The following is a 21432-nucleotide window of genomic DNA, read 5'->3' on the forward strand; positions in this document are numbered from 1 at the left end:
AAGGTGAATACAAGTCTGGTTACAAATTATAAAATTCTTTGGATTATTTGTTTCGCTCATCTGCTCAATGATATGGTGACAGCGATTGTACCTGCGATGCTGCCGCTATTCAAGCGTTCGATGGATCTGTCTTATATGCAGCTTGGTGGAATCGTCTTCGTTGCTACGGTTAGTGCGTCTTTTTTACAGCCGTTGATCGGCCTGTTCACAGATAAACGTCCGATGCCGTACCTGCTGCCGGTCGGTGCGCTGATTGCCGGTTTTGGCGTCGTAGGAATTTCGCAGGCGATGACATATGAATCTGTGCTGTTGATGGTTCTCTTGATTGGGATTGGTTCGGCGGTATTCCATCCGGAGGCTTCAAAGGTTACACATATTGCTGCCGGTGTGCGCAAGGGAATGGCCCAATCGATTTTTCAGGTTGGCGGCAATGCCGGACAAGCGCTTGGGCCGCTTGCCATTGCCATGCTGTTCATTCCGCTGGGGCAGGCTGGTGCGCTCTGGTTTATTATTCCGTCGATGTTGACGATTGTTAGCCTGTCTATGGTAGCACGCTGGTATCAGCTGCGTATTCCCGAGATTGCAATCAAAGGAAAGGCCATGGACGGGGAGAATCAATACGGGGCGCTCACATTGCTGGTGGTTGTGGTGATGATGCGTTCGTGGATTCACAGCGGGATTGCCAGCTTTCTGCCGCTCTACATTACAGAAGCGCGCGGGCTGTCGATTGCAACGGCGCAGTATTACGCATTTGTTTTCTTAGTGGCCGGCGCGCTTGGTACATTCCTTGGTGGTGCACTATCCGATAAATTCAGCGAAAGGAAGATCCTTCTGTTTTCTATGGCAGGTTCGATCCCGTTTACGCTTCTGATCCCGTTTTTGGACGGATGGCTGTTATATGTGAATACGTTCGTGCTAGGCTTTATCAGCTTAAGCAGCTTTGCGGTCACGGTGGTATATGCGCAGCGGCTTGCACCGGGCAAGATCGGTCTTGTATCGGGCCTGATGATTGGGCTTGCGATTGGCGCGGGCGGTGTCGGTGCGACGGTGCTCGGATTTCTTGCAGATAAGATCGGATTGATCACAGTAATTGAATTGCTTATTATTTTCCCTATTCTCGGTGTCGTGCTAGGGTTCAAGCTTCCCGATATGGGAATACGAGGAAGCAAACCGCCTGTACAAGTAGACAAAGCCGACAACGTACGCAATTTTGGATAAGTAGATAGGACGTGCCGATCAATATTCTGATCGGCACGTTTTTTAGTAAGAGAGAAAAGAAATCCTGCTTACACAAGACTTTTCCAATACGACCATGCGGTAAGATAGTGCGACAAATCTTGCGGATGATGCTTCCTGCATGCTGCCAAACGACAATAGAGAGCAATCAGCACTTCCTCCCGCAGCCATGCAGGATCGTTAGCTCTTGCGGGATACAGATGGATAGCGGCAGGTATGATCGCATCAAGAACCAGCTCATCCGGTGAGGAACAGAATGCGAATGTAAGGTCATATATAGGTGGACCAAGTACCGGGATGGGGTCGATGATCCCTTGCAGGTCTCCCTGACTATCAAATAAAAAGTTATGGATGCCGCAGTCTCCATGAAGCAGATAAGGATCAGCATTCCCGCATAGTCTTGAGGAATCTTGTGCTGCTTTTTGTACCATCTCAAAGTCTGTGTCAGGTACACAACCTGAAACGAATGGCTTCGCTTCAGTAATGCGTTTGATGAGAAAGTCAGACCATGATGAAGATGGCTCATCTGCCCAGCCCCAGCCGTATAAACTCCTGCACGGCTGATAGAAGTGAAACAGATGGGTAGAAAGAGTATGCAATAACTTGGTTTTTGCGCCCGGATGGTAGTTATGGTTGTCTGGTATGTATGTATAGATAACGTATCGCTGCATTGGATCGACATAGTATAGATCCGGCAGGATAGAAACATGTTTGTATGCAGTAAGAAATGCGGAAGTGACTTCAATTTGTTTTCTGTCCTCCGTTTTAATTACAAAAAGCGCATTGTTATCACATGATAGGATGCCAACTATGCTGGCAGTCGTTCCAGACATGGAGGTAAAGGTAACATTTTCTTGCGGGAGTACTTTTTTTTGCTGCAGTTCTTTGATGAAGGTTTGGATAGCGCTGTCCATGCTTGCGTCCTTCTTTCTAATGGATTGTTTTATAATAAAAGAACGCAGCCAAAAAGGATGCGTTCATCTTTGTATACTTATTCGTGCTGGCTGATGCATGTCTTGACTAGCGTGACAGGGAGTGCGGCGTAAGCAGAGAAGCACGCGTCGATAAGAGGAGCAGAATGACCGCACTATTAATCAAAATCTCCGGCACAAGATAGGAAATGTTATACAAAAGAGAATACCAGGCGACCGGCATGCCTTCAGGTGCAAAACTCCCGAACCAGATGACACCGGAAGCGAAATGGCAGGTGAAGCGAAGCACAGCGGCAAGCGTAATGCCTGCTACCGCGCGTGCAAGCGTGGTAGTTTTACCTGCGATGCGGGCGGCGAACAACCCGGACAGCCCAATTGCGGCATACGGGATTGGGTAGTCAAGCAGCACCTGAATCGGGTGATAGATGGAGCCGCCAATCATCAGTTTTAGCAGACCAACAATTAGTCCGGCGATCAATCCGGCCTTTATGCCGCGGCGAAAAGAGAGCAGCACAATCGGAATCATCACAAGTGAGATGGAACCGCCCTGCGCCCAGAAACCGCCAAATTGGATAAAACTCAATGCATATGCCATTGTAGCCATGATCGCTGTCTCTACCATAATAAGCAATCGTTCATTTCTCATTATTTGATCCTCCTTCTATGTGTAATCAATGCAAAAAAAGCGCCCTTCCCGCTGTCGAGAAGTGCGCATGTGCACATCGTTTGAACTTTCCTACGCTGGCATCATCCAGATCAGGTGAGTAAGGGTTCTGAGTGCGGGAACTCAATCTCAGCCGACAGGCGGCACCCCCAGTTCAATATCGTATGGAATTATAACGTAAAAGACTGGATTTATTGTAGCATATTCTATACACCTGGCAAAGTCTGTGCTGTGAAAAAAGAAGTGTACAGAAAGAATTTAGAAAAATCTATATGATACATCAATTAAAAAAAGTTAGGATTTGCTTGTCAGAAATCCTTTAGTATGGTATAACTTCATCTGTCTACCACACTAAAGGGGGAACCGGAGTTGTTTAATGCAGTTGTTGTGTCTGTGTTCGTCGTTGTGGTGTTGTCTCTGCTGCGGATCAACGTTATATTCGCGTTGATTGCCGCTTCAATTACGGCTGGTCTGATTGCAGGATTGCCGTTGACGGAGACGATTTCTACAATGATTAATGGAATGAGCGGACAGATGGAGACCGCGCTTAGCTATGTACTGCTCGGAATGTTTGCGGTCATGATTGCGCGTTCGAATATTACATCGATTCTTGTAAAGAAATTAATTGGCATATTGCGAGGCAAGCGGGGAGTGTTGCTTGTGACGATCGCTGTTGTGGCGAGTTTATCGCAAAATGCGGTCCCTGTGCATATTGCTTTTATTCCTATTTTAATTCCACCGCTGCTCTCTTTATTTAACCAGATGAAGATTGACCGCCGCGCGATTGCCTCTGCGCTGACATTCGGCCTGCAGGCACCTTATATTATGATCCCGGCAGGATTCGGTCTGATCTATCATCGTATTGTCGTCAATGAGATGGAGAAGAATGGAATGAGTATGGGGTTATCCATGTTTCCTAAAGCGATGCTTATTCCGGGTCTGGGGATGATACTAGGCCTTCTTGTTGCTTTATTCATTACGTATCGTAAGCCAAGAAAATATATCGATAAAGAAAATGTACTTGCTCCTTCAACCAATCAGGAAGAATCGACCACATTTACTTATAAGCATGCGTTAACGCTTGTATCGATTGCAGGGGCATTGAGCGTTCAACTATGGACAGAATCGCTTGTGCTTGGCACACTCTCAGGTATTCTATTAATGTTTCTCTTCCGTGTGGTTCGTTTGCCGGAAGGTGATGACGTAGTACAGCGGGGCGTAGCGATGATGGGATTCATTGCTTTTGTTATGCTGCTTGCATCCGGCTATGCTTCGGTGCTTCAAGAGACAGGTGCGGTGAAAGAGCTGGTCGCAGCAAGTGGAGATGCGCTGCAGGGCAGTCAATTGATCGCTGCTGCACTTATGCTCTTGATCGGGCTGCTTATTACGATGGGAATCGGTTCTTCATTTGGAACGGTGCCGATTATTGCTGCCATTTTTGTTCCGCTCTGTTCTGAATTGGGCTTCTCTATGCTGGCAACGGCTGCGTTGATCGGTACAGCGGGCGCGCTTGGCGATGCGGGATCACCTGCTTCAGACAGTACGCTTGGGCCAACTTCAGGGTTGAATGCTGACGGACAGCATCATCATATATGGGATACGTGTGTACCGACATTTTTGCATTACAATATTCCGTTATTTGTTTTTGGTCTAATCGCAGCTATGGTATTATAAGAAAAGCGTCGAGTCCGCTTAGGCGAGACTGCGACGCTTTTTTATAACGTAAGAAGCAGGCTATGCGATTTTTAAGCTAACAACGAGAACAACACCCAATACAAGGACGGCAGAACCAGCCATCAGGCGTACATAATTGGCAAGCATTTTCTTGCGCAGTTTCGCATTGTCAGCCCCTGCTTGATTGAGCACTTTTTTCTTAAAGCGATTGCCGTAGAATGTAATCAGACCGATGGAGAGCAGAACGATCAGCGATCCGGTATCTTGCATGAAGCGCAGCCAGAAGGCGGTCTCTTGTCCCATCAAGCCTAAGTTGAGCATCATCATAAGACCGCTTACCATGACGATGAGTGCACTTGGATTTAACAGCCAGTTAACGATTGTAATGAGGGAGCGAACAATGCCTTCTGTTTCTTGTGAGCCGCCTCGCTTATTAAGGGTGTACAGAACGAGAGCTAAAGAAAGCAGTCCGCCGAACCAGATGGCAAGACTTCCAATATGCAGGAAATAATAGAGCGAATGCATAAATGTCCTCCTTCGTATACTATGAATAATCAAACCTGACTATTTTTACACTATTATTATAAGGTTAATTGATTTCTATAGTCAAGCTTGATTATAATGAGAATAACTAGGAAAAAGGGGATGTAGAAATGGATGAAAGAGCGTTGCTGCTGCTGGGGCTATTAAAGAATCAGAGTCAGCACGGCTATCAAATTAATGAATTTATTGAAAGAAACCTAGGAAAAGTTATGGATTTGAAGAAAGCAACGGCCTATGCAATTCTGCATCGTTTGCATGAGGCCGGTTATGTTGAGTTCTATACGGAACAAGAAGAAAATCGCCCGCCACGCAAAGTGTATTCCATTACCAAAGAAGGCGAGGAGCAGTTTTATCGGCTGCTGCATGATGATCTAGCGCGCTTAGAGCATGGGATGGCGCTTCCAGGAGATATAGGTTTGATGTTTCTTGATTATCTTCCGCCAGAAGAAGCGCTGCGCAGTCTTGAAGTGGGGCTTGCCCATATAGAAGAGCAGATTCAATCATATAAGCAGGTACCTGAGCATAAGCACCAGCCCAGTGTGGACTTGGCGATTGACCGCCGTCGCAGGCTGATGCAGAGCGATCGGGATTGGCTTTTCGATACGATTGAGAAGCTGCGTGAGCGCACAAAGGCATAGAAAAAAGGAGTGGATTTACCGCTCCTTTTTTCTATAGCTTGGTAATGAAGTTGCATTATCTTTTATTCGTAGGATGCTTCGAAAATACGCAGCACTTCATCGGCCGAGAGATTATGCGTGCTAGCGATTGAATCGGTGTCATTTCCGTTTACTCGAATGGTTTCGTCAGCCAGAAGGCGTAAATCTTCACGTTTAATTCCAACACCTTTTAGCGTATCATAAACGCCGATTTCTTTATACCAGTGTATAAGTGACTCAATCCCGGCCTTTGCTGCAAGGGTATCATCCTCCTCGGTGATGCGGAAGACGTTGCGGGCCAGCCGCGCCAGTCGGTGCGGTCTGTCCTTGAGGATGATCTGCTCGAAATACGCAGGTGTGATGATAGCAAGACCGCGTCCGTGTGAGATATCATAGTGAGCCGATAAGGTATGCTCCATGGCATGAACAGGGAACGGGCCGCCGCGCCCTGCGCTGGCGATTCCGATAAGGGCAAGCGTGCTCGTCCACAAAAGATTGGCGCGCGCCTCATAGTTTTCCGGGTCATCCAAGGCTTTTTTGGCGTAGATGAGCGTATTGCGCATCAGGCCTTCCGTCAGCTCGTCCTGTACGTTCGCATGCTCATCCCCTGTCATATATCCTTCATACAGGTGGGTAAACATATCCGCTGCCCCGTCTGCTGTATAGGAAGCTGGTACAGTATAGGTCAGCTCCGGATCAAGGATGGCCGCTTTCGGGAAGAGAGCGGGTCCGCCAATACCTGCCTTTTCCTTTGTCTCCCAGTTGGTAATGATGGCGCCCGAGTTAGCCTCCGAGCCGGTTGCCGCCAATGTAGGAATCGTAATAATCGGCAGCGCTTGTTTGATTGGCAGCAGTTCCTTCCATTTGCTTGCTTTGCTGCCCCGAATATATTCATGTATGGGTCGGCCAGATAACGTTATAGCAGCAATTGCTTTGCTCGCATCCATAGCGGACCCGCCGCCAAGCGCAAGAATAAGCTCACATTGTTCCTCGCGTGCAATGCGACCTGCTTCGTCAATGGTAGTCGCACGCGGATTCGGTTCGATACGATCGAATAGAACATAGTCTATTCCTGCTTTTGTTAGCGAGGCAACTACCTTATCGAGTGAGCCGGTTTTCTTTGTAGAGGAGCGTCCGGTTACCAGCAGTACCTTTTTGGCATATTGCGCAACAATGTCCCCGGTTTTTTCTACTTCCCCTTTTCCGAAATGGATGCGGGTTGGCATATTCAATGTGAAATTTAGCAAGATAATGGCCTCCTTCATATATAATTTTGCTAAGATAGTGGCATCATAGTATCTTTCCCTTTTTGAACACCATTTCATCGTCTCATACTTACTTTTTCATAGCAAGTTTTTCCTCAATTCGGATAGGCTAAAGACAAAGGAGGAATGCATCGGATGAATTGGATCTATTGGATTGCGCTGTTCAATACGAAGTTTCAAGCGAGCTGTCTTGTGAAACGGATGGAAGAAGATTGGTGGACAAAAGGGTATCGCAGTCCGCGGATTGTTGAGATTTTCCGGGTAAAAGATGGACGATATGGAGTTCGGTATATGTGGTAATACAGATGAGCTATTCTATACAGCGAATGGCTTGTCCATGTTGTACCAGAGATAGGAGGTAGTATCAGCATGAGTGTGCTGCGTCAGCTAATTCAAGTAGAGACATATGAAGGGGAGATGGGTATTGCCAAGCTTGCCTTATATGAAAGGGACAAAGAGTATAAGCTGGTGCGCTATCACGTGAGCGTGGAGGGAGAAGAGGAGAACTTCCTTCTTTATAGCGGCACGGATATACAAGTAGGATTCGAAAAGTTTACGGGCGAGAGACGCTTGCTCCGCTTTAGTGGATATACTCCGCTTTATCCAGGGGAAGCAAGCCGGACTCAGACGGAATGGAATCAAGATATGTTAGCCTTATCACAAGACTATTATAGTCCCGATGCCCTGGGTCTGCTTAAAGAATGGCGGAGAAAGAAGGCTGAAGAGCAGCATACAGCACCGTATATGGTACTTGAAGATAAGGTGCTTCTGCTGCTTGCCACCTTTATTCCCCGAACAAAGGAAATGTTTTTGAGTTTGCCGCATTGCGGTGAAAAAAGATGGGAGCAGTATGGTCCAGAGTTACTTGCACTGCTAGAAGGGCAGACGGCATCGTTTCATATTCCACAGGCTGTCGCAGAGAGTGCCAAGCCTAGTCGCAGTCAGAAGCAAGAGCGGCAGGTTCTCTTGCTGACACGCATACAGGAAGGGGTACCGGAATTGGATACGTTGGCTAAGGAGCTTGATGTATCTCCCAATACGGTAATCGGTTACTTAGAGCAACTTATTGAAGACGGATATGATATTGGTGCATATGTGTATTCTCTCACCGAATCGGTACCGTATGAGGCGATTATGGCTGCGGTAGAGAAGATAGGAGCAGAGAAGCTAAAGCCGATCTATCTTGAGCTGAACGGCGATGTTCCGCCATATGAAGCTGCGATTTCTTATCAGCAGATTCGGCTTGCGCTTGTAAGAAGGAAACTGGAGCATAGTTCGCCTGCCTAATTTACATACGTTCATTTACCGGATAGCCTTCACGCAGCAACCGATTGGTAATGGCGTGAATATGCGCTCGATCATTTGTTTCGAGTTCTAGTTCGATTTCTGTCTGTCCGGGTACGATGCGCGGGCTGATACGACGATGATGGATGGATATAACATTGGCTTTTTCTTCAGCCAGCAACGCAAGTAGGTGGTTTAGGCTGCCGGGTCTGTCGTGGACGGTTGTTGCGATGCGGATATAGCGGCCGGACTCGATAAGGCCATGCTCGATGATGCGAGACATGAACGTTACATCGACATTGCCGCCGCTTAGGATGACAGCGACCTTTTTACCGGCAAGCGGCAGGCGTCCGTAGAGAAGCGGTGCAAGGGCGATGGCGCCTGCCCCTTCTACCAAAAGCTTGCTTCGTTCCAAGAGATAGAGCATGCTGCGTGAAATCTCAATATCCTCTATCAGAACGATGTCGTCTACATAGCGTTCCACCAGACTATAGGTAAGGGCGCCTGGCTGCTTGACGGCAATACCGTCGGCAATTGTACCGGTGCTGGTTGTGAGCGTGGGCTGTCCGCTGGCAAGCGACGTACTCATGCTGGGACAGGCAGCCGCTTCCACACCGTATACTTTTACGTGTGGTGCCAGCGTTTTGACTGCTGTGGCAATGCCCGCAATTAATCCGCCCCCTCCAATAGGACAGAGGATGGCTTCAACATCCGGGAGCTGCTCGAGTATTTCGAGTCCGATTGTTCCCTGTCCCTCAATCACATGTGGATCATCGAACGGATGCAGGAGAATGGCGTTCGTTTTTTTTTGTATAGCCCATGCGTGAGCAAGCGCCTCATCGAAGGAATCTCCGTGAAGAAGTACCTGTGCGCCGTATTTTTGTGTCGCTTGAATTTTGCTGAGCGGCGCTCCCTCTGGCATGATGATTGTACTTGCCATGCCCGCCTGCGTGCTGCTGAATGCCACCCCCTGCGCGTGATTTCCAGCCGATGCGGCTACAATACCCCGCGCCTTGTCCTGCGGCTGTAGAGCCGCAATTTTATTGTAAGCCCCACGCACCTTGAATGAACCGGTCTTCTGCAGATTCTCAAGCTTCAAATGGACATGGGAGCGGGCGATTTCGCTGAAGGTGGTGGAGTAATCAAGCGGAGTATGGTGAATGATGGGTGCGATGATTTTTCTTGCCTGCTGTATGCCTGCGATTGTAACCATACGAACCCCCTTCTCGTATAAATGTACTTTATTATAATGCGATTGTAGTGAAAAACGTCCGTCCATGATTTATTTGTTTAAAAAATGGGAAAAGGATGCATTGGAGTGCAGAAGAGATTGCCGTATGTTTTATTTCTCTGTTTATTTTTGGCATAATGGAGGAGAAGAGAGGGAATATACATCAGGAAGACCACATTCACGAAAGGGGATATGGAACGGAATGAGCAACAATACACTTGAACAACGCGCAATTAATACCATCCGCATTCTTTCAATTGAGGCGATCGAGAAGGCGAATTCGGGACATCCGGGACTTCCGATGGGAGCTGCTCCGATGGCGTACGCGCTGTGGACAAAATTCATGAACCATAATCCGGCAAATCCAGCTTGGGTGAATCGTGACCGTTTCGTTCTGTCGGCGGGACATGGTTCGATGCTCTTGTACAGTCTGCTTAACCTGACGGGATATGATGTGTCGCTTGATGATTTACAGAGTTTCCGTCAATGGGGCAGCCGGACACCGGGTCATCCGGAATACGGACATACACCGGGAGTGGAGGCGACAACAGGGCCGCTTGGTCAAGGCATCGGCATGGCGGTTGGTATGGCGATGGCCGAACGCCACCTGGCAGCCACATATAATCGCGAGGGCCATGATATTGTTGATCATTATACGTATGCGTTATGCGGGGACGGAGATCTGATGGAGGGTGTGGCAGCAGAAGCCATCTCTCTTGCCGGTCATCTGCAGCTTGGCCGTCTGATTGTTCTATACGATTCCAATGATATTAGTCTTGATGGTGAACTTGCCCATTCGTTCTCCGAAAATGTAGGAAAGCGTTTTGAATCATATGGCTGGCACGTGCTGCGTGTGGAAGAAGGCAATGATGTGGAAGCCATCTCGCAGGCCATTGTCGAAGCCCAGAAAGAAATAGAACGACCGACTCTTATTGAAGTGCGGACGACCATTGGTTTTGGCAGTCCGAACAAAGGCGGCAAGTCGGCGGCGCACGGTGCTCCGCTCGGCCTTGATGAGGTAAAGCTGGTGCGTGAAGCGTACGGTTGGGAACATGAATCATTTGAGTTCCCAGAGGACGTACGTGAGCACTTTATCGAAGTGAAGACAAAGGGTCAGCAGGCAGAGAAGGCCTGGCAGGAGCGTTTTCATGCCTACAAAAAGGATTATCCAAAGCTTGCTGAACAATTTGAGCAGGCGATGCGCGGTGAGCTGCCCGCCGAGTGGGAAGCGGCACTTCCATCCTTTACACCTGCTGATGGCAAAATTGCAACGCGCGAGGCATCAGGCAAAGCGATCAATGCCATTGCGAATGCGGTTCCATTTTTTTTAGGCGGATCTGCCGACCTGGCCTCGTCCAACAAAACAGCCATTAAAGAGGAAAAACACTTTAGGAAGGGGCAGTATGAAGGCCGCAATATCTGGTTCGGAGTGCGTGAGCATGCGATGGCAGCCGCATTAAACGGCATGGCGCTGCATGGCGGCGTAAAAGTATACGGCGGTACGTTTCTTGTGTTTGCTGATTATTTACGGCCGTCGCTGCGCTTATCTGCACTGATGGATATACCAGTGATATATGTCTTCACGCATGATAGCATCGCGGTTGGAGAAGATGGTCCGACGCATGAGCCGATTGAACACATACCGTCTTTGCGCGTCATTCCGAATATGACTGTGCTGCGTCCTGCTGATGCAAACGAAACCGTTGCTGCATACAAGCTTGCGGTAAGCCACAGTAAGGGTCCGGTGGCGATGATTCTCTCCCGTCAGGGGCTTCCGGTATTAGAAGGTACGAGGGAGAGAGCGATGGAGGCTATTGCACGCGGTGCGTATGTCCTCTCTGATACGGATGGTACGCCCGATGTGATCTTGATTGCGTCCGGCTCTGAGGTAAGTCTTGCGGTGGAGGCGAAGCAAAAACTAGAAGAAAAAGGGCGTCAGGTTCGCTTGGTTAGCATGCCAAGCATGGAGCTCTTTGAGCAGCAGCCGCAGGCATATAAAGACGAAGTGCTGCCACCTAATGTAAAAGCGCGGGTAGCGATCGAGATGGCTTATCCGCTCGGCTGGGAACGCTATGTCGGAGATATGGGCCTCGTGCTTGGCATTAATACGTTCGGTGCCTCTGCACCGGGTGAGAAGATTATGGAAGAATATGGATTTACCGCAGATAATATCGTTACACTGGCAGAACGTGTAATAAAACAATAGTCCTGCTTTTGGCACCTTTCTCAATAGTGGGAGGGGTGCCGTTTTGTTATATACAAGTGAAGATTACGTAATTTTGCTTTACATTCCGAAACGGGGTGTGATATTTTAGCGAGGTAAAAGACAAGCCGTGCTGTTTGTGTAATAGTATAAGGGGGAGACGAAACGGTGGAACAGCTGCTTACTATTTTCACGATTAACATTGTATATGTGTCTTTTTTCACGGTTCGCATGATTATGGTGATGAAAGGCCAGAAGCTGCTCGCTTCATTGCTCAGTACGGTAGAGATTTTTGTATATTTAATGGGCCTCTCGCTCGTGTTGGATAACCTGGATAATCCGCTGAATCTGGCTTCTTATTGTATCGGCTGGGGAACCGGCGTATATGTAGGCAGCAAAATTGAAGAGAAGTTGGCGCTTGGTTATGTAACCGTGCAGATCGTGCTTGATTCTGCACAGACAGATATCAGCCGGGTACTGCGCGAGAAAGGGTATGGTGTAACCAGCTGGGAGGCAAACGGTAAGGACGGACAGCGTGTTGTCATGCATGTGCTGGCTAAGCGGAGAAATGAGAGAAAGCTGTATGATGCCATTAAGGATTTGGCACCTAAAGCGTTCGTCATCTCCTATGAACCCAAATTTTTTCATGGTGGTTTCTGGACAAAACGCATTACTAAATAAATGTACAATGAGCAGACACAGCCGGGATTCTCTTTTAATAAGAGACCCGGCTTTTATCATGATAGGCCGTTGTTCCATGAAGAAATCAAGTATAAAATAGGGAAGAAACGTATTCGTAGGATGATGAATTTAACACGATACAAGGAGTCGACAACGTGAAAGTTATTATTGCGGAGAAACCGGATCAGGCGACGAAACTGGCCGCTCCATTTACATCTAAAAAGCATCAGGGGTATATCGAAGTGCAACCTAACGACATATTTACGGACGGCGCCCTCTTCACATGGGCAGTGGGGCATATTTGTGAGCTTGTAGCGCCAGAAGAATATGATCCGGCATGGAAGAGATGGAATCTCGCGGCACTTCCGATGATTCCCGATCAGTTTAAATATAAAGTAATGAAAGCGAAAGCACAGCAATTCCAGATCATCAAGAAGCTGCTTGCGCGACCGGACGTCCATGAAATCATTCATGCGGGCGATGCCGGGCGGGAAGGTGAGCTGATTGTTCGGGTGATCGTGCAGCAGACCAGAGTAAAGAAGCCGATGAAGCGTCTGTGGATTTCCTCCCTGACAGAGAAAGCAGTACGCCAGGGATTCATGCAGCTGCGCGATGAGGCGGATACCCGCGATTTATACTATGAAGCGTACAGCCGGGCCTGTGCCGATTGGGTGGTCGGTATGAACGCCTCCCGTGTATATTCGCTGCTGATGAAGGAGAGAGGCATCCACGACGTGTTCTCAGCCGGGCGTGTACAGACCCCGACACTCGCGCTGGTGGTAAAGCGAGAACAAGAAATCCGTAATTTTACCTCAGAGCCGTTCTGGGAGGTATTCGCCCGTTTTGATATAGAAGGCAAAATCTATGATGGACGTTGGGAGAAGGAAGGGGAATCAAGGCTTAGCGACCCGAAGATGGCGGAAGCGATTGCGGCTTTCTGCAAGGGAAAGCCTGCGGCCGTGAAAGAAGCACAGACAGAGCGAAAAGAGTTTCAACCGCCGTATTTGTTTAATTTGTCCGGCCTGCAGGCGACCGCCAACAAGGCATATAAATTTCCACCGAAAAAAACGCTCGATGTAGCCCAGCAGCTGTACGTCAAAGGCTACATCTCCTATCCGCGCTCGGATTCAAGCTTTGTTACCGAAGGAGAGGCACAGACCTTTCCAGAGATTTTGGATAAGCTGAGCCGCAAGCCAGACTATGCGTCTTATTTTCCGCTGCCGGTTGCTTCCCTGCTGTCGAACAAACGCTATGTCAACGCAAAAAAGGTAACCGATCACTATGCGATCATTCCAACGGAACAAGTACCTGCGTTAGAGAAGCTGGGAGAAGATGAACGAAAAGTGTATGACTTGATCGTACGCCGTCTTATCGCCGCGCATTATGAATCGGCGATTTTTGATTATACTACCGTGCACACGCTTGTGGATGAACGGGCGGACTTCGTCTCCAAAGGCAAGCAGCAGATTCGCGAAGGGTGGCGTGTCGTACTGTTCGGTGAAGGAGCGGAAGAAGAGGATGAGCCTCTTTTGCCCTCTCTTCTGGAGGGAGAGCGTGGAGTGGTGAAGCGTGCTGCAGTAAAGGAAGGAAAAACGCAGCCGCCGAAGCGCTATACAGAAGGACAGTTGATCACACTGATGAAAACTGCCGGCAAGCATCTTGAAGACCAGGAACTGGAGAAGGTGCTCGCAAAGGCGGAGGGACTTGGCACGGAGGCGACACGGGCCGGCATTATTACCATGCTTAAGGACCGGCGCTACATTGAGGTGAAGAAAAATCAAGTATCCGCTACATCCAAAGGGATGCTCTTAATCGAAGCGATCGGTGATAAAATCCTTGCTTCCCCGGAGATGACGGCACGCTGGGAGCAGCGGTTAAGCGAGATCGGACAGGGCAAGGCGTCAGCGGGGGAGTTCATGGAGCAGGCAAAAAGGCTTGCTGCCAAAATCATTGAAGATGCGGTGGAGCAATCCAAAAGCTGGACATTTGAACATATTGATATTGATGAAGTGAAGGCCAGCGCGGACAGCCGCAGGGGAAAAAGAAAAGCACCTGCCATCGTCGGTGCCTGCAAGCTGTGCGGAGGTGAAGTGGTGGACAAAGGCACCTTTTACGGCTGTTCTACTTATGCGAAAACAAAATGCAGCTTTACTTTCTCGAAAAAAATTCTCGGAAAAACCATTTCACAGGCGAATGCTAAAAAGCTATTGAACAGTGGGACGACCGATATAATCAAAGGTTTCAAAAAGGGAGACAAGACGTTTGATGCTCAACTGACATTGGATGAAAAAAGCGGGAAACTCACATTTTCTTTTCCTGCTTCCCCTTTGTATAATGATAGGAAAATACAAGGTGAATCTAAATGAGAAGAGAGGGATGAGTATGCCAGGAGCGCCGAAGCAGCCAATCGTAATCATAGGCGGTGGAATGAGTGGGATGATGGCGGCCCGCACGTTGATGGAAGCCGGAGAGGATCAGGTTATTGTGTTGGACAAAGGGCGCAGCGGGGGCGGCCGATTGGCAACCCGACAGATTGCGGATGCAACATTTGATCATGGCGCTCAGTACTTTACGGTGCGAACGCAGGAGTTCGCAGAGCACGTTGCCGCATGGAAAGCAGAAGGGTGGGTGAGTGAGTGGTTCGGCTCTCCCCATGTACGCTATCGGGCGGAAGGCGGCATGAATCGTCTGATGCGACACCTTGCAGAGCCGCTTGATATTTGTGTGCGCGTACGGGTAACAAGCATTGAGCCGGAGGCCGGTGGGTGGCTGCTGCATTGGGTGTCAGAAGAGAATGAATACGTACCGCAGACATATGACGAAGTGCTTCCAGAGGAAGTATATGATCCGGGTAATAAAGCAAACATCCGCGCCCGCGCTATTATCGTGACGGCCCCGCCGCCTCAGGCACTGTACTTGTTAAAGCAGGGCGGATGCCAGGTAGGAGAAGAGGTGGCCCAACAGCTCGCGCAGGTACGCTATCTTCCATGTCTAGCCGCTCTGCTTACACTTGACGGTCCATCTGCGATAAAGGCACCGGGGTATGCGCGAGCCAACGATCCAAGCGATGCCATTCAGTTGGTAGTGGACAACTATCAGAAAGGCGTCTCTTGTGAACCGGCCCTTACTGTATATGCATGCGGTCGGTGGTCACGTACTCATTTTGATGAGCCTGATGAGAAGATTCTGGCGCAATTGATTCAAGAAGCACAAATGTTTCGTGGGTCATCTCAAATTATCGGCGCCCAGTTAAAACGGTGGCGCTTCTCGCTGGCGGAAACAACCTATCCGGGACGATTTGCGGATCTAGGCCTTCCATCCCCGGCTATCATAGCGGGAGATTCGTTCATTGATCCGCAGGATGCGGGACAGCATGCTCGGATAGAAAGCGCTGCACTATCGGGTATTGCCGCTGCAAAGAGGTTGTTGGAAGCGCTGTAAGTATACTAAGTTTTCCTTAGACTGCATACCTACTAATATAGACATTTTTTGCAAATTTTAATAAAATAATGTGTGACTATAGAACTAATGGTAGTTAATGAGATTTGCAAATAGAAATATAGAGGTGGGGGAAGCCCATGCAGAACAAAATGACAGCTTCGCCACAATACACAGAGCAGGACTATAGAAATCTATTAGAGATTCTGCATAACGTAGTGTATAAAGTGCGTCGTGAACCAGACACGGAAGCAAGATTTGTTTACACGATGTTTGGCGGCAAGGTAGCAAAAGTGCAAGGGCTGACAACCGAAGTAGTATGGGGGCGCACACCGCAGGAGTTATTTACACCGCAGATGGCGTCTTATTTGCAGCAGCAGTATGAGAAGGCTTGGGCGGATCAGAGTGTGATCCATGAATGGTCCTGCGGAGACGAGATGCATTATGTTACGCTGATGCAGACGAAGGATGAAGCGGGCGAGAAAGAGCTGATTGGCTGCTCATTCGATCTTGGATTATGCCGTCAGGCGCAGCGGATGGTCGAGCATATGAAGAAGTATGATACGCTAACCGGACTGCCGAATCAGCTTGCATTTGATGAATATTTTACCCAGGCGGTCCGGGATGGAGAGAAAAGCGGGCAGACATTTACGTTGATGATCTTTGATATTGATAAATTCAAGATGCTGAATGCTGCCATTGGACGTACGACAAGTGATGAAGTGCTTGCCCATGTAGCGGAGAAGCTGTCGCGAATTTTTGATGAGCGGGCCACGCTTGCGCGGATGAGCAAGGATAACTTTGCTGTGCTGTGGAGAAATACCACCCGCGAGGAAGCGCGAGTAAAGGCGAATGAAATTATCGCATTGCTTACGACACCGATCCAAACGTGCACGACAGATATCCATGTAACGGCAAGTATTGGACTTAGCTTCTATCCAGAGGATGGCAATGACCCCGAAGAGCTTCTAAAGAAGGCGGAGATGGCGATGTATCGTGCCAAAGAGGTTGGCGGCAACTGCCATTGCTTCTATTCAGAGGATCTTCTGCGCATCGGAGAGCAATGGGTGCTGCGCAGTGAGCTGCGTAATGCGGTACAGCGCGATGAACTGTTTTTGCATTATCAGCCGCGTTATGCGGCCTGCGGTACGAAGCTGGTTGGTATGGAAGCGCTTGTTCGCTGGCTTCATCCTGATAAGGGAGTGTTGTTTCCGGGAACATTTATTGATGCTGCGGAGAAGACGGGGCTTATTCTCGACGTCGATCGCTGGGTATTGGAGAAGGCATGCACACAGATGAAACAGTGGAAGGAAACGGGGCAGGTGGAAGCTTCCGTTTCGGTGAATCTCTCTTGCCTGCATTTTAAGGAACCGGGTTGCGTTGAGATGATTATGGATATATTGCGCAAGACGGGGCTTGAGCCGGAGTGCCTTGAGGTAGAGTTGACCGAGAGTATTTTTGTTGAGGATGCAGACATTGTGCTTGAGGTGATGTGGCAGTTGAAGAGCTTAGGCGTTCGCATTGCCATTGATGATTTTGGCACAGGCTACTCCGCTCTGCATTATCTTAATAAATTCCCATTCGATACGTTAAAGATTGATCGCTCTTTCCTTGAGAATGTGACGGTATCTGAAGTCGATGAGATCATTCTTCTCACAGTTATCGAGATGGCGCAGAAGCTTCAGTTGAAGGTTGTGGCTGAAGGTGTAGAGACCGAAGAGCAGCTTCGGTACTTGTGCGCTCATGCCTGCGATGAAGTGCAGGGGTATTTGTTGAGTCGTCCCATTCCAGAAGATGCAATGGAAAAACTATTGTTTTCCGCATACAATTGATTCATTTCTTCCCTCTAATCAGGTATGATGAAGAAGATACGCCTCTTTCGTATTAACTTCGATCTTGAGTAGGGGGATTTGTTTTTTTTATGAGTCTGTTAACTGTGGAAGGGTTAAGCCATACATTTGGCGACCGTACGTTATTTAAAGATGTATCGTTCCGCCTGCTGCCGGGTGAACATGTCGGTTTGGTCGGCGCAAATGGCGTAGGTAAATCAACGTTAATGAATTTGTTAACTGGACAGCTTGTACGTGATACCGGCAAGGTGGAGTGGACGCCGCGCGTTCGTTACGGCTATCTTGATCAGCATACTGTGCTAACGCCGGGCAAAACAATTCGTGACGTGCTAAAAGACGCATTCCTGCCGCTTTTTGAGCTGGAAAAAGAATTGATGACCATCTCTGAAAAAATGGCGGAGGCCACGCCGGAGGAGCTTGAGAAGCTGCTCGAAGAGATGGGAGATATCCAGGAACAGCTTGATGCGAGCGGCTTTTATTTGATTGATGTGAAAGTAGAAGAAATGGCCAATGGCTTAGGTCTCAGTGCAATCGGTCTGGATCGTGACGTGGCATCTCTCTCCGGCGGCCAGCGGACGAAGGTGCTGCTTGCTAAGCTGCTGCTGGAGAAGCCGACCGTTCTGCTGCTCGATGAGCCGACAAACTATCTAGACGTGGAGCATATCAATTGGCTGAAGACGTATCTGAAAGAGTATCCGTTCGCCTTCATTCTGATCTCTCATGATACGGAATTCATGAATGATGTGGTACGTGTTATCTACCATCTTGAATTCTCAAAGCTGACCCGCTACAGCGCTACGTATGAGAAGTTTCTAGAGATGGCGGATATGAATAAGAAGCAGCATATCAGCGCGTACGAACGCCAGCAGGAGCACATTAAGAAGACGGAAGATTTTATTCAGCGCAACAAAGCGCGCTACTCGACCAGCGGCCGGGCCAAAAGCCGACAAAAGCAACTGGATCGGATGGATCGCATCGACCGTCCGGAAAATGCGCCGAAGCCGACCTTCATCTTCAAGGAATCGCGGGCAAGCGGCAAGACGGTATTTGAGGCCAACGATCTGGTGATCGGCTACGACCGTCCGCTGCTGCCGCAGATGAACGTTACGGTGGAGCGCGGGGAGAAAATCGCGATCGTGGGCTGCAACGGCGTAGGTAAATCTACACTGCTCAAGACGATCCTTGGCAAAGTAAAGCCGTATGCGGGATCTGTGTATCAGGGCGACTTTTTATACCCGTCCTATTTTGAACAGGAAGTAAAGGCGGGGGGCGTTACGGCGCTTGATGACGTATGGAACGAGTTTCCAAGCATGAACCAGCATGATGTACGGGGCGCGTTGGCACGCTGTGGGCTGAAGAATGAGCACATTAACCGCCCGCTCAATATGCTGAGCGGAGGAGAGCAAGCGAAGGTGCGCCTGTGCAAGCTGTTGATGAATGAGAGCAATTGGCTTTTGTTTGATGAGCCGACCAATCACTTGGATGTTGTGGCAAAAGACGAGCTGAAGCGGGCGCTCAAAGAGTATAAAGGCACGATTCTTCTCGTCTGTCATGAACCGGAATTCTATGAGGATTGGGTAACTCGTGTATGGGATGTCGAGGAGTGGGCGACAAAAGTAAACGCATAATGACGATGACGGTTGTCTTTAAGGGAGGGGCGGTCCATAGGGCTTGTCTCTCTCTTCTTGCATTGTAGGAGGAAAAAGGGGAAAATGAAGGAAATTACTGCGGGCAGGGAGTGGCGGAATTGAAAGAACAGCAAGAACGATGTGTGGCCTGTGGTATGCTGGTTACAGAATGTGTCTATGCCGTCTATGCCGGCAAGTCAACCGGGAAAAAAGGCGAAGATGAAGATGTGGCTGGATTCCTGTGTGAGCCATGCGGCCGCAAGCATAAAATGAAACCAATACGACCTAAAAATCCGTTCGCCAAGCTTGCAGGCCTTACATTGGAAGAGAAGGCGGATTGAACAAAGACGTAGAAAAGGGGTGAGTGGTTGTTGCGAAAATGGATCGAAGAAGAAGGGAAGCGCTGGGTAGAGAAGGGCATTATCACTGAGGAACAAAAGGAACAGATTGCCGCGCTGTACCCATATAAAAAGAGTGCGGGGGAGCGTCTGCCTATCTTTGCCGCCATTTTGGTTGGCGCAGGGATTTTGACGTTTGTCGCGTCGAACTGGTCGGCGATTCCCCAACTGCTGCGTCTCTGCATTATTCTTGCGGCGTTGGGTGGATTTTATGTGGCGGGCTACCGGACCGAGCAGAGAGGATCACGCTCCCTCGGAGTCTCGCTGCTCTCTCTTGGTGTTATTACATTTGGGGCAGGTATTTTTTTGACCGGACAAATGTTTCATCTGGTCGCATACGACGCGCGCGCGTTCATTATCTGGTCGCTGCCTGCGGTGATCCTGGCTTTGCTGTATCGGGGTCATCTGCTGTATTTTCTTACCCTGTTTATTTTGCATGCGGGTCAGTTGTATAGCACGGTGTCCTTTGGGCAGTTCAGCTGGCTGCTGTTGATTATTCTGGTGGTGGGCGCAGGTGCATATGCGCTGCGCAGCAGGGAGCGTACGATTGTGGCGGTATGGACGCCCAGCGTGCTGCTTCATGTCCTCCTGTATTTGATTTCGGCAGAGCATGCGCTCGGCTGGTTCCTGCTTGTGGCCGCGGTGCTGTATGCAGGCTTGGATTTCCTACCGGATCGCCATGTGCGGATCGCCGGACAGTTGGGAACGCTGACGTCGTCCTTTTTCCTTGCCGTATTTTTTATCTTTTTCCTCGGAGAGATGGACAATGAACCTGTGCCGTCTGTGCCGCTGTTTTTCGTCCTGTTCATTGGCTCTGCGGCGCTTTCGCTGCTGGGCAAGCGCAGGCATGGCGAGACGGTCTCCATGTATGAATGGGTGATCTTTCTGCCCTTCTTCTACTGGCCGGGAATTGGGGATGTGCTGTATTTACTGGCGCTGTTTGTGCTCTCAGGCTATCTGTTGTGGTCAGGCTATCGGGAAGAGTGGAGCGGCAAGGTTACGATGGGAACGCTGCTGTTTTTATTGAGCACATTTATCGGCTATATTCAAGTGGCATGGTCCTTCCTGCCGAAATCGCTATTTTTCCTCGTGGGAGGCTTGCTTTTATTCGCGTTGAATGCGTTTTTGCAGAGACAGCGGCGCAGGCTGCTTGCAGATGAGGAGAAGGGAGGTGGCCGGCTGTGAAGCAGAGAAAATCGCTGGCATTTGGAGTGCTTCTAGTGCTGCAGATCCTGTTTCTGACAGGAATGGCCGCCTCATACTATGCTGTGGATTCATTCGGCACCGAGGTTCGGCTAAAAACTGCTCCGGTCGATCCTAGGGATTTGTTTTATGGTGACTATGTTCAGCTTTCCTATGAGATCAGTGAGCTGCCCTGGTCCATGTGGAAAGGGACAGAAAAACCGGCGGGCGGGCAGACTGTATACGTAGTGGTGCACCGGGAAGGTGAGCATGATACGGCGGTCGGTGTATATCCGGATAAACCGGACACTCAAGCAGGCGAAACCGTGCTTCCGGCACGCGTTCAGCGCTGGGGCAGCGAAGAGCAATTGAATCTTGTCTATGGATTTGAACGCTACTACGTTGAAGAAAATACCGGCAAAGAGCTAGAAGAAAAACGGGAACAGGCCACAGTGACGGTAAAGGTTGCCCCGTGGGGACAGCCAAAAGTGACCGGTCTGACATTTGCGGGAGAAAAACGATAAGAAGCGGATGCGCTCGCTTCGTTTCTATGGTATACTAAGAAAA

Annotated in this window: 19 protein-coding genes and 1 riboswitch; of the genes, 14 read left to right on the forward strand and 5 right to left on the reverse strand. The window is 49.2% G+C overall.

Features of this window, described 5'->3' with window-relative positions; genetic code table 11:
• Window positions 1-3: 3 nt before the first annotated feature.
• On the forward strand, window positions 4-1218 hold the full coding sequence (locus AB3351_RS02535) for an MFS transporter (protein WP_371145538.1): 1215 nt from the start codon (window positions 4-6) through the stop codon (window positions 1216-1218).
• A gap of 68 nt (window positions 1219-1286) precedes the next feature.
• On the opposite strand, the gene AB3351_RS02540 is transcribed toward AB3351_RS02535, so the two are convergent.
• Together AB3351_RS02540 and thiT are read right to left on the reverse strand one after the other, a co-directional pair.
• Window positions 1287-2150, reverse strand: coding sequence for a phosphotransferase (locus AB3351_RS02540; protein WP_371145539.1), 864 nt, complete (start codon window positions 2148-2150; stop codon window positions 1287-1289).
• A gap of 106 nt (window positions 2151-2256) precedes the next feature.
• The gene (gene thiT, locus AB3351_RS02545) at window positions 2257-2814 is read right to left on the reverse strand and encodes an energy-coupled thiamine transporter ThiT (RefSeq protein WP_371145540.1); all 558 of its coding nucleotides are present in this window, start codon (window positions 2812-2814) and stop codon (window positions 2257-2259) included.
• A gap of 70 nt (window positions 2815-2884) precedes the next feature.
• Window positions 2885-2993: riboswitch (TPP riboswitch) on the reverse strand.
• A 208-nt stretch (window positions 2994-3201) separates the two neighbouring features.
• On the opposite strand from thiT, the gene AB3351_RS02550 reads away from it, so the two are divergent.
• Window positions 3202-4506 (forward strand): Na+/H+ antiporter family protein, encoded by a 1305-nt coding sequence (locus AB3351_RS02550; protein ID WP_371145541.1) that lies wholly within the window; start codon window positions 3202-3204, stop codon window positions 4504-4506.
• Between the two features lie 60 nt (window positions 4507-4566).
• Here the strand turns inward: AB3351_RS02550 and AB3351_RS02555 are convergent, their stop codons facing one another.
• A complete protein-coding gene (locus AB3351_RS02555) occupies window positions 4567-5031 on the reverse strand; it encodes a hypothetical protein (protein ID WP_371145542.1) in 465 nt (154 codons plus the stop codon).
• A 128-nt stretch (window positions 5032-5159) separates the two neighbouring features.
• On the opposite strand from AB3351_RS02555, the gene AB3351_RS02560 reads away from it, so the two are divergent.
• The gene (locus AB3351_RS02560; protein WP_371145543.1) at window positions 5160-5687 is read left to right on the forward strand and encodes a helix-turn-helix transcriptional regulator; all 528 of its coding nucleotides are present in this window, start codon (window positions 5160-5162) and stop codon (window positions 5685-5687) included.
• A 62-nt stretch (window positions 5688-5749) separates the two neighbouring features.
• Here the strand turns inward: AB3351_RS02560 and AB3351_RS02565 are convergent, their stop codons facing one another.
• Window positions 5750-6952, reverse strand: coding sequence for an iron-containing alcohol dehydrogenase (locus tag AB3351_RS02565; RefSeq protein WP_371145544.1), 1203 nt, complete (start codon window positions 6950-6952; stop codon window positions 5750-5752).
• Window positions 6953-7105: 153 nt separating this feature from the next.
• On the opposite strand from AB3351_RS02565, the gene AB3351_RS02570 reads away from it, so the two are divergent.
• Together AB3351_RS02570 and AB3351_RS02575 are read left to right on the forward strand one after the other, a co-directional pair.
• Window positions 7106-7270, forward strand: coding sequence for a hypothetical protein (locus AB3351_RS02570; protein WP_371145545.1), 165 nt, complete (start codon window positions 7106-7108; stop codon window positions 7268-7270).
• A 69-nt stretch (window positions 7271-7339) separates the two neighbouring features.
• On the forward strand, window positions 7340-8257 hold the full coding sequence (locus AB3351_RS02575) for an HRDC domain-containing protein (protein WP_371145546.1): 918 nt from the start codon (window positions 7340-7342) through the stop codon (window positions 8255-8257).
• Between the two features lies 1 nt (window position 8258).
• On the opposite strand, the gene ilvA is transcribed toward AB3351_RS02575, so the two are convergent.
• On the reverse strand, window positions 8259-9467 hold the full coding sequence (gene ilvA, locus AB3351_RS02580; RefSeq protein WP_371145547.1) for a threonine ammonia-lyase: 1209 nt from the start codon (window positions 9465-9467) through the stop codon (window positions 8259-8261).
• A gap of 220 nt (window positions 9468-9687) precedes the next feature.
• On the opposite strand from ilvA, the gene tkt reads away from it, so the two are divergent.
• From tkt to AB3351_RS02625, 9 genes are all read left to right on the forward strand, one after another.
• A complete protein-coding gene (tkt, locus tag AB3351_RS02585; protein ID WP_371145548.1) occupies window positions 9688-11691 on the forward strand; it encodes a transketolase in 2004 nt (667 codons plus the stop codon).
• 165 nt (window positions 11692-11856) lie between these two features.
• Window positions 11857-12369, forward strand: coding sequence for a DUF2179 domain-containing protein (locus AB3351_RS02590; protein ID WP_371145549.1), 513 nt, complete (start codon window positions 11857-11859; stop codon window positions 12367-12369).
• Between the two features lie 155 nt (window positions 12370-12524).
• On the forward strand, window positions 12525-14735 hold the full coding sequence (locus tag AB3351_RS02595) for a DNA topoisomerase III (protein ID WP_371145550.1): 2211 nt from the start codon (window positions 12525-12527) through the stop codon (window positions 14733-14735).
• Window positions 14736-14751: 16 nt separating this feature from the next.
• The gene (locus AB3351_RS02600) at window positions 14752-15810 is read left to right on the forward strand and encodes an NAD(P)/FAD-dependent oxidoreductase (protein WP_371145551.1); all 1059 of its coding nucleotides are present in this window, start codon (window positions 14752-14754) and stop codon (window positions 15808-15810) included.
• A gap of 137 nt (window positions 15811-15947) precedes the next feature.
• A complete protein-coding gene (locus tag AB3351_RS02605; RefSeq protein ID WP_371145552.1) occupies window positions 15948-17639 on the forward strand; it encodes a putative bifunctional diguanylate cyclase/phosphodiesterase in 1692 nt (563 codons plus the stop codon).
• An 89-nt stretch (window positions 17640-17728) separates the two neighbouring features.
• The gene (locus tag AB3351_RS02610) at window positions 17729-19285 is read left to right on the forward strand and encodes an ABC-F family ATP-binding cassette domain-containing protein (RefSeq protein ID WP_371145553.1); all 1557 of its coding nucleotides are present in this window, start codon (window positions 17729-17731) and stop codon (window positions 19283-19285) included.
• Between the two features lie 119 nt (window positions 19286-19404).
• Entirely contained in the window at window positions 19405-19626 is a 222-nt protein-coding gene (locus AB3351_RS02615) for a hypothetical protein (RefSeq protein ID WP_371145554.1), read from the forward strand.
• Between the two features lie 30 nt (window positions 19627-19656).
• Window positions 19657-20868: a DUF2157 domain-containing protein gene (locus AB3351_RS02620; RefSeq protein WP_371145555.1), complete on the forward strand. Its 1212-nt coding sequence runs from the start codon at window positions 19657-19659 to the stop codon at window positions 20866-20868.
• Window positions 20865-21389, forward strand: a complete 525-nt coding sequence (locus AB3351_RS02625) for a GDYXXLXY domain-containing protein (RefSeq protein ID WP_371145556.1) — start codon at window positions 20865-20867, stop codon at window positions 21387-21389. Before AB3351_RS02620 ends, AB3351_RS02625 begins: the two co-directional genes overlap by 4 nt.
• The last annotated feature ends 43 nt before the right edge of the window (window positions 21390-21432 follow it).

The organism is Aneurinibacillus sp. REN35, from assembly GCF_041379945.2.
Taxonomy (GTDB): Bacteria; Bacillota; Bacilli; order Aneurinibacillales; family Aneurinibacillaceae; genus Aneurinibacillus.

Bases quoted from the DNA above. Each gene is read 5' to 3' on its own strand.
- tkt (WP_371145548.1), top strand. From the start codon at position 9,688: ATGAGCAACAATACACTTGAACAACGCGCAATTAATACCATCCGCATT.
- ilvA (WP_371145547.1), bottom strand. From the start codon at position 9,467: ATGGTTACAATCGCAGGCATACAGCAGGCAAGAAAAATCATCGCACCC.
- AB3351_RS02575 (WP_371145546.1), top strand. From the start codon at position 7,340: ATGAGTGTGCTGCGTCAGCTAATTCAAGTAGAGACATATGAAGGGGAG.
- AB3351_RS02555 (WP_371145542.1), bottom strand. From the start codon at position 5,031: ATGCATTCGCTCTATTATTTCCTGCATATTGGAAGTCTTGCCATCTGG.
- thiT (WP_371145540.1), bottom strand. From the start codon at position 2,814: ATGAGAAATGAACGATTGCTTATTATGGTAGAGACAGCGATCATGGCT.
- AB3351_RS02600 (WP_371145551.1), top strand. From the start codon at position 14,752: ATGCCAGGAGCGCCGAAGCAGCCAATCGTAATCATAGGCGGTGGAATG.
- AB3351_RS02540 (WP_371145539.1), bottom strand. From the start codon at position 2,150: ATGGACAGCGCTATCCAAACCTTCATCAAAGAACTGCAGCAAAAAAAA.
- AB3351_RS02560 (WP_371145543.1), top strand. From the start codon at position 5,160: ATGGATGAAAGAGCGTTGCTGCTGCTGGGGCTATTAAAGAATCAGAGT.
- AB3351_RS02610 (WP_371145553.1), top strand. From the start codon at position 17,729: ATGAGTCTGTTAACTGTGGAAGGGTTAAGCCATACATTTGGCGACCGT.
- AB3351_RS02570 (WP_371145545.1), top strand. From the start codon at position 7,106: ATGAATTGGATCTATTGGATTGCGCTGTTCAATACGAAGTTTCAAGCG.
- AB3351_RS02605 (WP_371145552.1), top strand. From the start codon at position 15,948: ATGCAGAACAAAATGACAGCTTCGCCACAATACACAGAGCAGGACTAT.